This is a genomic window from Flaviaestuariibacter amylovorans, from assembly GCF_039541815.1.
GTDB lineage: Bacteria > Bacteroidota > Bacteroidia > Chitinophagales > Chitinophagaceae > Flavisolibacter > Flavisolibacter amylovorans.
The window spans coordinates 62,918-75,267 of sequence record NZ_BAABGY010000004.1 but is presented as its reverse complement, the minus strand read 5'-3'; the positions used below and the strand labels follow the sequence as shown (position 1 = coordinate 75,267).

The window sequence follows — 12,350 nt, the reverse complement described above, 5'->3', positions numbered from 1 at the left end:
CGGGGCCTTTTGCACATTACAGGGAGCCGGGTTATTTATTAGCCGGCGGGGGCGATTGCCACAGCACGTGCGTGATGAGCCAGCGGTCGCCGCGGCGGCTCAGGAGGATGTAGTCGGTGCCCCACCAGGCCGTGAGCTTGGCCGATGCCGTGCGCTCGAGTACGTCGTAGACTTCGATCTTTTTCGGAAATGTAGCCACCTTCGGGCTCGGGCCGCGCTTCGCTACGTTGGCGGCATAGGAGATGCACTGCCGGAACGACATGCTGTCGAGCGTATAGGTGCTGCTGTCGCGCGGGCGGTAATAGCCATGCTTCACGAGGTCGGGGGCGATGCTGCGGTGCACCTTGGCGGTATCCCCGTAGTAAAAGGCGTCCACATAGTCGCGAACTGCCCGCTCCACTTCTTCGCGCGGTTGCTGGGCCGCGGCTGCGCCGGCGCACAGGAGCGCCAGGCCGGTTAAAAGAGTTCTCATCCCGACAAGCTACGCCGTGCGAACGGTTTGCGCGCCGGATTTGGATGAGCGGCGCAGCACTTACATGATGATGTTACGGACCGGGTAGATACGGCCGGGGATGTCTTTCTCGCCCAGCATCTCGCGGAGGTCGATCTCGATGTTGCGGCAGATCGCGGTCATCGGGACGTCGTTTACGCTGTTCTCGAAGGGGTTCTCGCTACGGTCGCCCACGACTTCCATCACCAGGAAGACCCAGGAGATGAGCACGCTCATGGGGATCGTCATCCAGACATACACCTCGCCCAGCTTGGATAGCTCGCCCACCAGGCCAAAGGGCAGCACGCCCGCGAGCAGCCATACGAAGACCTCGCTGAAGAAGGCATACTGCCGCGGAAAGGGATAGCCCTTGATCCGCTCGCAGGCGCCCTGGTGATCGTAGAAGGCCTGGATCAGCCGGCCCAGCTCCACCTGCTTGAAGGTCTCGACGCAGCCTGATTCGTGCAGGTGCCGCAGGTGGCTGCTTTGCTTGCGGAGGATGTGGGTGGCCGTGTTGCTTTTGTTGTACAGCCATTCGGCTTCGTCGTCGTGCAGGAATTGCTTAATCTCCTTGAGCAGGTTCTGGTTGACGAACGGGGTCTTCTCGGTGACGATGGCGGCAAAGGGGTCGTGCTTTTCTTCCCACACCTTGCGTTGCCGGAGCTGGATCCGCAGACAGTTGATGTACGCGATGTGGCGGTAGACCAGGATGCGCTGGTGCTCCTTCAATGCTTCGGCATCGAGCTGACCCGAAGGCTGCAGGTAGTCGAGCAGCTGCACGGTGAACGTGCGGCTGTCGTTGACGAAGGCGCCCCAGAGCTTACGGGCTTCCCAGAGCCGCTCGTAGGAGGAGTTATTCTTGAAGCCGACGTAGAAGGCTACCGCCGTGCCGAGCAGCGAGATCGGGACGAAGGGAAGGGCGAGGAAGCGGAGCCCGGCGAGCTCGTAGAGGCAGGTCACGAATGTGGCATAGGCGGCGAAAACGAATACGGGCTTCGCGGCGAAGCGGAGGATAAAACCGGGGGTCAGGTTGCGGGCGGCGTACATGGTGGCTGTGGCTTTGGGTGGGAGAGGCAAGCGCTGCACTTGCAAGGATGATACCACCCCGATCCCGCAAAATGTGCCGCGTTGCGCCGAATGTCTTATTTTCCGACACTTTTTCCGGATGACTGCGACCAAACGTGCCCGATTGCTGCTGCTTACCCTTGCCCTGATGGGGGCCGGGCTGTGCCTGTGCGCCCAGCAGCGCGTGCCGCTCCCGAAACCGTTCTACCGGGCAGCCATCCGCGACGTTCGCTTCGACGAGGCCGGCTTTCTCTGGTTCGCCACCACGCAGGGCCTCTGGCGCTACGACGGCACCTCGGTGCAGCCCTTTGACCTGGCGCCCTACGGCAGGTCGCTCGCTACCGGCGCCTTCAGCTTTTTTTATTACGACGGCCTCCTGATCCTGGCCGACGGCACGGAGCTGCTCGCCCTCGACCCGCATACGCGCGCAACCTGGACCTACCCCGTGGTGGCCCTCGGCGCGCATTTCAGCATCGACCGGCAGAACCGCCTTTTTTTCGTGGGCCGCAAGGGGCAGGCGTTCACGTTCACCCGGAGAGAAGGACTGCGCGAGCAGTTTCCCTGGATCCGCCGCTCGCCGATCCCGCGCGGCGACGTGCAGGCCTATCACCTCGATACGGCCTCCGGCCGCGTTTACCTGTTCTCCGGCACCTCCGTGGGCATCGTAGAGCGCGACACCGTGCGCTGGCAGCCATTGCAGCTGCCGAAGCTGCCCGAGCCGATGACCGACGTGATGCAGGTGCTCCAGACGAAGCACCATTTCCTGGTCCGCTATTTCAACGGCTACCTGCTCGTAGACCGCCGCAGCCTGCAGGTGCTGGAGGCCTTCAACGGGCACCAGCTGGGGGCGGTGCTCCGCGATGGCGACCAGTTTCTCTTCTTCGCGCAGCCCGGGCAGGAGAACAGCGTCACCCCCAGCAGCGCCTGGTGCCGGGTAGCGCCGCCGCTCGCGGTGGAGTCGATCCGCCAGAACGGGCAGGATCTCCGGCACCCGCAAACCGGTACGCACCTCATTGCCACCGATAAGGGCCTGTTCGAGTGGCGCCCTGCCACCAAGGCGGGACCGGCGCCGCCGTCTTTCTCCGCCATCCTGCGCTCCTTCCAGGGACGCAGCATCCGGGGTATCTTCCGGGCCGCCGGTAAACTGTATGTAGGTACGTACGAAGGCTTGTTCGTCTGCACCGATTCCGTGTGCCGCAAGATCACCACCATGATCACCTACACGATCCGGCGCACCGGGCCAAACGAGCTGCTCCTCGGCCTCGAGGGAGGCCCCGGGTTTGCCACGCTCGACACCCGCAACGATCAGATCACGATGTTCCCATTCGGGAGCGCCACGGTAGAGCCGTTCTGCCTGGAGCCGATGGGGGATGGCTTCCTGGCCGGTGGGCGTAAGGGACTTTATACCATCCGGCGGAGCAACGATCGCTGGAGCTGCGTTCCCCGCCGCGCACCGGCCAACTGCGGCTATGTGCGTGACCTGCACCAATCCGACAGCGGGCTGTATATCGCCACGCAGACCGGCCTCTTCCTCGAGGATGCGCAGGGGGTCTTCCGAAAGGTCTTTCCCGGGCAGGAGCACCTGATGATCCATGCCGTGCTGCCTTCGGAGCGGGGGCTCTGGCTGGCAACCCAGGGCCGCGGGCTCGTGCTCCTCGGTCCGGGCGGCAAGGTACTGCAGGAGGTGGGCATGGACCGCGGGCTTGCCGGCCAGTACGTGTACTCCCTGCAGGAGCTCGACGGCTTCCTCGTAGCCGGCACCAACGGCGGCATCAGCGTACTGAACGGGCAGGGTGAAGTGGAGGTGTTGCCCACGGACGTTTCGGGCAGCGACCCCCTGTTCGAGCAGGAGTTCAATCACTCCGCCAGCTATTTCGACAGCACGCAGGACGCCCTGCTCCTGGGGGGCGTAGAAGGGCTCTACCGGCTTCCCCGCAGCGCCCTCGCGCACCTTTCGGAGCAGGCCAGCGCAGCGCTCCGCATCGCCTACGTGAAAAAGGGCGGGTCGGGCGCCAACGTGCTGGCGCCCGACCTGTTCGCGGGCCGCAGCCCGGAGCTCGTGGTGAGACCTTCGGAAAGCTATATCGGGATCAAGGTGGGTACTACGGTCGACGCCGGCCGGCGCACCGCCTTGTTTCGCCTGAAGGAGCGCAGTGCCGCCTGGCAGCCCTTCAGCCTGAGCCAGGACATCGGCTTTTACGGGCTGCCCCCGGGCACCTACACACTCCAGGTGCGCTTCAGCGACCAGGTGCGCGAAGCCCAGTGGCTCCAGCACCGCATCGAGGTGAAGCCTGCCTTCCACCAGACCTGGTGGTTCCAGGCGGCGCTCCTGCTGCTGGTGGCGGGCATCGGCTACGCCTTCTGGCGCGAGAAGGTGGCCAAGATGAAGCGGGAGCAGCAGCTGCGCACCACCATTGCGTCGGACCTGCACGACGAGATCGGCAGCGCGCTTACCCGCATCTCGATCAGCAGCGAGTTGCTATCGATGCAGCCCGACAGCCCGGCGCGCCCGGTGATGGAACGTATTTCTACGGACAGCAAGAAGGCCATCGCGTCGATCTCCGATATCATCTGGTCCATCGACGCGCGCAACGATACCGGCGAGGACCTGCTCCTGCGGATGAAGGAGCATGCGCTCAACCTGCTCGACCGCGAGCGCTTCGACCTGTCGTTCCAGGCCAGCGGCATGGAGGCCACGGGCACCGTGCCGCAGGCGATGCGCCAGAACCTGTACCTCATCTTCAAGGAGGCGGTGAACAATATCGCGCGGCATAATGCGGGCGGTGCGGTGCGGATCGAGCTGGAGAACGGCGCCAATGGCTTCCGCCTCTCCCTGCGCAACGAGCTGCGCCCGCCGGAAGGCAAGGCCACTGCCCACAAGGGCCAGGGGCTCCGCAACATGGACATGCGCGCCCGCCGCATCCGGGGCCGTCTGCGGGCGCGTACTGCCGACAACTGGTTCTCGATCGAGCTCGAGATGCCCCGCCTGTAGGTTACCCTATTCATGTGAGCCCGCCGCGTTGATTTAAAGCGCACTTTTGTACCATGATCGATGTGGCCATTATCGAGGACGATGCCGTGATCCGCTCCGGCCTGGAGCAATTCGTGGAGCTGCAGCCCGACCTTCGGCTCGTGGGCGCATACGAGAGCGCGGAAGCCTTCCTGATGCGCGATGAGCTTGGTCCGCAGGTCATCCTGCTCGACATCGAGCTGCCCGGCATGAACGGCCTGGAGGCCGTGTTCCACATCAAGGAAAAATACCCCGACACGCAGGTGCTGATGTTCACCGTGTACGAGGATGCGGAGCGCATCTTCCGCGCACTGCAGGCAGGCGCCGGCGGGTACCTCCTCAAGAATACGCCCTTTGTCCGGATCCGCGCCGCCATCGGCGAGGTACTGGAGGGCGGCGCGCCCATGAGCCCCGTCATCGCCAAGAAGGTGGTGGCCTATTTTGCCGGCATCCCGCCGATGGACGAGCACCGCACCATGGAAGGCCTCAGCACCCGCGAGAACGAGGTGGCCCGGGCCCTTGTGGAAGGCCTCACCTACAAGCAGGTGGCCGGCGAGCTCCACATCTCCACCGACACCGTGCGCCAGCACGTCAAGAACATCTACCGCAAGCTGCAGGTCAACTCAAGGGTGCAGCTCGTGCGCGAGTTCAACAAGGCGAAGCCCTTCTGAGCGGACGGCGGCCGTAATTCTACGGGGCGATCCGCTAAAATACCCTGTTCATGTCATTGTGAGATTTCCGGTATCGGTTAGCTTTGATCCAGCCAGAACCACTTCAACTGCATACCCGGGCGCCGCCGGCCGATCCCCCCGTATTCCAGTTCGTAGCTAAACAGCGCTCCGGCCCGTTGCTCATGATCGCTTCACCGCCCGTTATAGTTCAATACACATTTTCCCCGGCCGGCAAGACGACCGCGTGCTTCCGTGGTGGAGGCAGGTAACAGTTTGCCTGCCGTTTCGTTACTGCAACAGCCGGTAGTTCGACCGGCCGGTGCTAAGCGCAGCCAAAAATCAGATTATCGTCGGAATAGGATTTCCTATTACACGGCCCCTGCTTTCGCGGGGGCCTTTTTGTTCCGTAGAAATACGGTGTTCGGAAAAAAAGCCCCGCGGAAGCGGGGCCTGGCGTTCTGATCTATAAAACAAGAAATTAGAGGGTCGGGGGTAAAGCCTTCAGGAGCCAAAGATGCTGGTGCGGCATTAAGGTGGCCTTAGTAGCGGGTTAGCGGCGTGTTAGAAAATGGACCAGTTCCATCACGAGGAGGCGTGCGGGGCCCGCGGCCCCGTGCGGAACAGGAGCAGCCCGGTTAAGGCCGACCCGGTAGAGGCGAGCAGGATGGCCAGCTTGGAGCCGATGACGTGGGTAGGGTCGGGGAAGGCCAGGTTGGCGATGAACATCGACATCGTAAAGCCGATGCCGCCGAGGAAGCCGGCGCCTGCCAGCGCGCGCCACGTAAGCCCTTCCTGCAGGCGTGCCCAGCCGGCACGCACGAGCAGGAGGGGAGCGCCCACGATGCCCACGACCTTGCCGACGTAGAGGCCCGCGATGATGCCGAGCCCGTTGCGGCCCGTGACCCCCGAGAGCCATTCCGAAGGCAGGCGGATCGCCGTGTTGGCCAGCGCGAACACCGGCACGATGCCAAAGGCCACCGGCTGGTGCAGGAAGTGCTGCAGCTGCAGCGACACGTTGGCGTCGTCTTTCTCGTCGAAGGGAATGGCGAAGGCGAGCAGCACGCCGGAGATGGTGGCATGCACGCCCGATTGGAGGAAGCAGTACCACATCAGGATTCCGGGCGGAAGGTAAAACCACAGGGAGCGCACGCCGAGGCGGTTGAGGCCGCAGAGGGCCGCGAAGATGCCCAGCGCGCCGCCGAGCCAGCCAAAAAACACCGTTTCCGTATAAAAGAAGGCGATGACGAGGATGGCGCCGATGTCGTCGATGATGGCGAGTGCGGCCAGGAACACTTTTACGGAGGTCGGGACCCGGTTGCCTGCCAGCGAGAGAATGCCGAGCGCAAAGGCGATATCGGTGGCCATTGGGATGGCGAAGCCCGGCTGCGTGGGCGTGCCGGCATTGAAGGCGAAGTGAATGGCTGCAGGGAGAAGCATGCCGCCCACTGCGGCCGCGAGGGGCAGGATCGCCTTCCGGATGTCGGAAAGCTCACCCACGTAGAGCTCCCGCTCCACCTCCAGGCCCACCATCAGGAAGAAGATGGCCATCAGCCCGTCGTTGATCCAGTGCTCCACGCTGAAGCGAAGCCCTAGCGCCGCAGGACCGAGTTCCTGGTGCAGCAGGTGTGCGTAGGCATCGCCCGCGCCCGAGTTGGCGATGAGCAGCGACACCACGGTACAGGTCACCAGCAGGAGGCCGGCTACCTTTTCTGAGTGGAAGAAGCCTTTGAAGAGGTCGGTGAATTGGGACATACGCAGTGTGGCGAAGATAACCGCATCGCGGCCGATCAAGGGCCGTAGCGCCCGTTCTAAACTGTTTTTAATAAAGTCGTACGGCGGGAGGCTTAGTGCTGGAGCGAACGAAATACGATACCCGGACAGTTGAGAAAGATCTGGAGCTCCGTGCGCAACCCGGGCGTCGATCGAGAGCGCGTCATCCGGCTCCTGGAGCGCGGGTACCTGCCGGGCGGCCGTGTCGGCGAAAAGCGCCGCCGGGGTGCGGAGCCCGGGCCGACGCGGGGAAGCCGGCTTCGCACTATCTTACAGGCAAACCAGCCCCCATGAGCGAGCTCCGCAAAGAAGACATCCGCCAGGAAGTATTCGACCTCTACGACGATTATGCGCATAACCGGCTCGACCGCCGCACCTTCGTGCAGCGGCTCGGCACCTACGCCGTGGGCGGCCTCACGGTAGCGTCGCTGATGAGTTTTTTGATGCCCGATTACGGGGGCGCCGTGCAGGTGGCCGCCGACGATCCGCGCCTGCTGTCCGACTACATCACCTATCCTTCACCCAAAGGCGGAGGCTCCATCAAGGCCTTGCTCGTGAGGCCCGCGGCCGGGGCGGCGCACCCGGGAGCGGTGATCGTAGTGCACGAAAACCGGGGGCTCAACCCGCACATCGAAGACGTAGCCCGCCGCGTGGCGCTCGCCGGCTTCACGGCCCTCGCACCCGACGCGCTGACCCCGCTCGGCGGCTATCCCGGCAACGACGACGAAGGCCGGGCGCTGCAAAGCAAACGCGACCGCAACGAAATGCTCGAAGACTTTATCGCGGCGCATGCCTACCTCGCGGGCACACAGAAAGGGAAGATCGGCGTGGTGGGCTTTTGCTTCGGCGGCTGGATCGCCAACATGATGGCGGTGCGCCTTCCCGCGCTGGCGGCGGCCGTACCCTTCTACGGCGGGCAGCCCGCGGCGGCCGATGTGCCGGCCATACAGGCACCGCTGCAGCTGCATTATGCAGGGCTGGATACCCGGGTGAACGAGGGCTGGCCGGCCTACGAGGCCGCGCTCAAGGAGCACAAGAAAGAATACAGCGCGCAAATCTATCCCAACGTCAACCACGGCTTCCACAACGACACGACGCCCCGCTACGACCGGCCTGCCGCCGAGCTCGCGTGGAAGCGCACGATCGAATTTTTCGGGCAACGGTTGAAGTAGAACGTGGGGAGAGGGAGCACGCGGGCCTGACGGACTGAACGGATCTGTATGCATCCGTTAGATCCGTGTACTTAGCTGATCAGCCGCAGTATCCCGTCGATTATGTATTGATAGGCCTCCGGCGAATCGGGTTTCTGGAATACCGAAAGCGCTCCGAGCTGCAGGCATTGAACACGCAACGCTTCGCTGGCATAGGTAGAATAGATGAACACCGGGATCGCCCGGAACGCGGGGCTGCGCTTTAGTTCCGCCAGGGTCTCGATCCCGTTCTTGCGCGGCATGTTCTGGTCGAGCACGATCACGTCGGGCAGCCCGGTGCCCGTGAGCCCGTCGGACAGAAGCTCGATCACCTCCGCGCCATTTTCAGCCACGTGCACGAGCCCGGGCACCGGGCGCGCCGCGGCATAGAGCCGGAACAGTTCGCGGTCGTCGGAATCGTCTGCTGCAAGCAGGATCTTTCTCGGGAGCATCAGGCTGGCTTTTTTTCGGGTTGCAGCACCGGCAGGATGATCTCGAAACACGTGCCGACCCCTTCAGTACTGTGTACCTGGATCAGCCCGCGGTGCTTGTCCACGATCTTCTTAGTAATCGCCAGGCCGATCCCGGTGCCCTCGTAATGTTCTTTGGTGTGCAGGCGCTCGAAAAGCGAGAAGATCTTGTAGATATACTTCTCGTCGAAGCCAATGCCATTGTCCTGAATGGAAATCAGGCAGTAGGGGCCTTCGGGGTGCTCCACGCTGTCGAAGCCGGGGTGCAGCAGCTTCCTGCCCGTGATCCGGATCTCGGGTGCAATACCGGGCCTGGAGAACTTCAACGCATTCGACAAGAGGTTCTGGAACACCTGGCGCATCTGTCCGGGGTTGGCGTCCACGGACGGCAGGCCCGCATTGCTGATGCGCGCGCCCCTTTCGGTGATCATCAGCTCGAGGTCCTCCAGCAGCTCTTTCACGATCACGTCCAGATCGGTGCGGGTAAAGCGTTCCTCGCTTGCCGACAGCTTCGAGTAATTGAGGACGTCCCTGATGAGCTCTTTCATCCGGCTGGCCGAGGCGGTGACCTTGTTGAGGTACCGCGTTTCATCGGCATTCAGCTTGTGGAGGCAGGAGTTGCTGAGTATGTTGGTGAAGATCTGGATCTTGCGCAGCGGCTCCTGAAGGTCGTGCGAGGCCACCGAGGCGAATTGCTGCAGGTCGTGGTTACTCGCTTCCAGCGATTTGTTGAGCTGGTCGAGCTCCCGGTTGGAGTGCTCGAGCTGCTGCCGCACGTTCTTTTGCGCCGTGAGGTCGGTAATGATGACGCAGAGCGAGATGCCTTCAATGAGTTCCAGGGCGGTGCTCGAGAGCTGCACGGGTACGCGGGAGCCGGTGCCCAGCAATTCCACTTCGGCTTTCACGTCCGTACTCCACGATGCGCTGAACAATTCGTCGTAAGCGGGGTGCGATTCCGGCGTCAGGAAGTTGCGAAAGGGAAGGCCGATGATCCCGGAGAGGGGATGGCCGATCATCGTGGCGAACTGCGTGTTGGCATACAGCACGAGCCCGGATTCGTTGAGCGTGATGGCGCCTTCCGACATCTTTTCGATGAAGACGCGGTAGGCATGGTCGGCCGATTGCAGCGTGTAGAGCTGGTGCACGCCTTCGCTATGCACCACGAGTGCGTCTACCTGTCCGGTGCGGATGGCCTCGATGGTTTCCTCGGCCTCGTACAGCTGCTGGCGGGTTTCTTCCAGTTCGCGGAGCAGGTCTTCTATCGTTTGCGCGCGGCGTTCCATATTACGGGTTCAGCCCGAGAGCTTTCAGTACTTTTTCGGTTTGGGAAAGGTCGCCGATCAATTTGCGTTCGGGACCTGGACTTTTCTTTACGAGCAGGGGCAGCGCGATGATCTGCTCTTCCTGCACCAGGGTGCCCTCCTGGCTCACGTCGATGATCTTGAGCGAATAGCGCCCGGCCAGGTACCTATCGCAGATCTCCCGGATATTGCTCACCGCCCGGAGCGAGTTGGGGGTCGCGCCGGTAATGAACAGCCGGAGCACGTACTCCGCTTCCGCTTCGGGATCCTGGGGGACCGGGTCTTGCGCTTTCATCCTATTTTTTTACGGGGCGCAGGTCGAGGCCTACGAGCACCCTTTCTTCGTTGGAGAGGTCGCCGATGATCTTGCGCACGGGCACCGGCACCTTGCGCACCAGCGTGGGTACGGCCAGTATCTGGTCGCCCGCGGCCAGCTGCGGGTGCAGCAGCAGGTCGATGACCTCCAGCTCGTAGCGGTCGCAGAGGTGCTGCTCGCAATACTTGCGGAGGTTGGCGAGCGCCGTTGCCGATTTGGCGGTGTTGCCCGCGATATACAGCCGGAGCTGGTATTTGTCGGACTTCGGCTTTTTCGGGGCGGCGCTTTTCGGGGCGGCGCTTTCTTTCCTGGGTTTACTTGCTTTTGCCATTTCCTGTGTTTCGTGCGTTACGTTTTTCGGTCGCGTGCAGGCGATTCTTTTCCATGATCTCCCGGCGCAGGTCTTCCTCGTAGAACGACTTGCTCAGCTCTTCTTCCACCGATTCAAATTCCTCTTTCAGCGAAGCGATCTTGGCTTCGAGCACGGCGCGCTTCCGCTCGATCTCCCGGTCCTTCCGGGTGAGGGCATGGGAGCGGAACTCGACTCCGGTGGCCTCGGAGAGCTGCTGGGCCTCCCGTGCCGAACCCACCAGGATGCCGTTGGCGCCCAAGTATACATCCACCAGCTCGAGGCCCGATTGCGTGATCACGAACTCGCGCACCTGGTTGCTGTGGTGCATCCCGCGCGACTTCATGATGTAGATGCCCCGGTTGCGCTCCCCGTTCGATTCGATGTCGCGCACGAGGATCCAGGAATCCACCAGGGAGGACACGCCTTCGTCGGCCTGCAGCGACGAATCGTTGTTGAACACGAGCGCGGTGAACATCACGGTGATGCCTTCCTGCTGCAGGAAGTCGATGAGGCGGATCAGCATCGACTTCACCTCCATCATATTGCCGATGGTGGTGAGGTTGGTGATGGGGTCGAGGATCACGGTGCGGGGCTTGAACTTGCGTACCAGCTTGTGGATGTTCACGAGGTGCATCTCGAGCCCGTAGGTGGTGGGGCGGGCCGCGTGGATCTGCAGCAGTCCCTTGTTGATGTGGTCCTGCAGGTCGATGTCGATGGAGCGCATGTTGCGCACGATCTGCTGCGGCGACTCCTCGAAGGCGAAGTAGAGGCAGCGCTCCCGGCGCTTGCAGGCGGAGTCGGCAAAGTAGGCGGCGATGCTCGTTTTGCCGGTGCCGGCGGTGCCGGACACGAGGATGGAGCTGCCGCGGAAAAAGCCCTTGCCCGAAAGCATATCGTCGAGGGTGGGGATGCCCGAGGAGACACGCTGCGTGGAGATCTCCTTATCGAGGTGGAGCGATGTGACCGGTAATACGGAGATGCCTTCCTCGTCGATGAGGAAGGGATATTCGTTGGTGCCGTGCAGCGAGCCCCGGTACTTCACAACGCGCAGGAGCCGCGTGGAGATCTGGGCCTGCACGCGGTGCTGGAGCAGGATGACGCAATCGGAAACGTATTCCTCGAGGCCCTGCCGGGTAAGGTGCCGGTCCCCTTTCTCACCCGTGATCAGGGTGGTGACGCCTTTGTCCTTGAGCCAGCGGAAGAGGCGTCGGAGCTCGGCCCGGAGAATGCCGTCGTTGCTGAGCCCGCCGAACAGGTTCTCTATCGTGTCGAGCACTACGCGCTTCGCACCGATGCTGTCGATGGCGTAGCCGAGTCGGATGAACAGCCCGTCGAGGTCGTACTCGCCCGTTTCCTCGATCTCGCTGCGGTCGATGTGCACGTGATCGATGTACACGAGCCCGTCCTTCTGCAGCTTCCGGAGGTCGAAGCCGAGTGAGCTGACGTTGGTCTCGAGGTCTTCCGCTTTTTCCTCGAAAGCCATGATGACCCCCGGCTCGCCGAACTCGGTGGCGCCGCGCACGATGAATTCGATGGAGAACAGGGTCTTTCCGGCGCCCGCTTCTCCGCAGATGAGCGAGGGCCGCCCGGTGGGCAGGCCGCCCCGGGTGATTTCGTCAAATCCGGTAATGCCGGTGGGGGTTTTGCTGAGTTCGGCGGAGGCGGGCTTTTTTTTGGGGCGAGGCATGAGCGGCTGTTTAATTCATTAAAAATAG

The 12,350-nt window shown here is 62.7% G+C and carries 11 protein-coding genes; 3 read left to right on the top strand and 8 right to left on the bottom strand.

From position 1 onward, the window contains the following. Positions 1 to 31 precede the first annotated feature (31 nt). Both ABD937_RS05035 and ABD937_RS05030 read right to left on the bottom strand, forming a co-directional pair. Complete coding sequence (locus ABD937_RS05035; protein WP_345253892.1) at positions 32 to 472, bottom strand: nuclear transport factor 2 family protein; 441 nt, start codon at positions 470 to 472, stop codon at positions 32 to 34. A gap of 60 nt (positions 473 to 532) precedes the next feature. After that, positions 533 to 1,537, bottom strand: coding sequence for a bestrophin family protein (locus ABD937_RS05030; protein WP_345253890.1), 1,005 nt, complete (start codon positions 1,535 to 1,537; stop codon positions 533 to 535). A gap of 118 nt (positions 1,538 to 1,655) precedes the next feature. Here ABD937_RS05030 and ABD937_RS05025 point away from each other — a divergent pair, with 118 nt between their 5' ends. Beyond that, positions 1,656 to 4,547 (top strand): sensor histidine kinase, encoded by a 2,892-nt coding sequence (locus tag ABD937_RS05025; RefSeq protein WP_345253888.1) that lies wholly within the window; start codon positions 1,656 to 1,658, stop codon positions 4,545 to 4,547. Positions 4,548 to 4,600: 53 nt separating this feature from the next. Further along, complete coding sequence (locus tag ABD937_RS05020; RefSeq protein ID WP_345253887.1) at positions 4,601 to 5,236, top strand: response regulator; 636 nt, start codon at positions 4,601 to 4,603, stop codon at positions 5,234 to 5,236. A 582-nt stretch (positions 5,237 to 5,818) separates the two neighbouring features. On the opposite strand, the gene nhaA is transcribed toward ABD937_RS05020, so the two are convergent. Next, positions 5,819 to 6,988, bottom strand: coding sequence for a Na+/H+ antiporter NhaA (gene nhaA, locus ABD937_RS05015; protein ID WP_345253886.1), 1,170 nt, complete (start codon positions 6,986 to 6,988; stop codon positions 5,819 to 5,821). 308 nt (positions 6,989 to 7,296) lie between these two features. On the opposite strand from nhaA, the gene ABD937_RS05010 reads away from it, so the two are divergent. After that, entirely contained in the window at positions 7,297 to 8,178 is an 882-nt protein-coding gene (locus ABD937_RS05010; RefSeq protein WP_345253885.1) for a dienelactone hydrolase family protein, read from the top strand. A gap of 71 nt (positions 8,179 to 8,249) precedes the next feature. Here the strand turns inward: ABD937_RS05010 and ABD937_RS05005 are convergent, their stop codons facing one another. Genes ABD937_RS05005 through kaiC form a run of 5 tightly spaced genes read right to left on the bottom strand, consistent with a single transcriptional unit; the run spans position 8,250 to position 12,322 of the window. Continuing rightward, a complete protein-coding gene (locus ABD937_RS05005; RefSeq protein WP_345253884.1) occupies positions 8,250 to 8,648 on the bottom strand; it encodes a response regulator in 399 nt (132 codons plus the stop codon). Continuing rightward, positions 8,648 to 9,949: a sensor histidine kinase gene (locus ABD937_RS05000; RefSeq protein WP_345253883.1), complete on the bottom strand. Its 1,302-nt coding sequence runs from the start codon at positions 9,947 to 9,949 to the stop codon at positions 8,648 to 8,650. Before ABD937_RS05000 ends, ABD937_RS05005 begins: the two co-directional genes overlap by 1 nt. Before the next feature lies 1 nt (position 9,950). Then, complete coding sequence (locus ABD937_RS04995) at positions 9,951 to 10,262, bottom strand: circadian clock KaiB family protein (RefSeq protein WP_345253881.1); 312 nt, start codon at positions 10,260 to 10,262, stop codon at positions 9,951 to 9,953. A 1-nt stretch (position 10,263) separates the two neighbouring features. Further along, the gene (locus ABD937_RS04990) at positions 10,264 to 10,614 is read right to left on the bottom strand and encodes a circadian clock KaiB family protein (RefSeq protein WP_345253879.1); all 351 of its coding nucleotides are present in this window, start codon (positions 10,612 to 10,614) and stop codon (positions 10,264 to 10,266) included. Continuing rightward, positions 10,598 to 12,322, bottom strand: a complete 1,725-nt coding sequence (kaiC, locus tag ABD937_RS04985; protein ID WP_345253877.1) for a circadian clock protein KaiC — start codon at positions 12,320 to 12,322, stop codon at positions 10,598 to 10,600. Before kaiC ends, ABD937_RS04990 begins: the two co-directional genes overlap by 17 nt. Positions 12,323 to 12,350 lie beyond the last annotated feature (28 nt).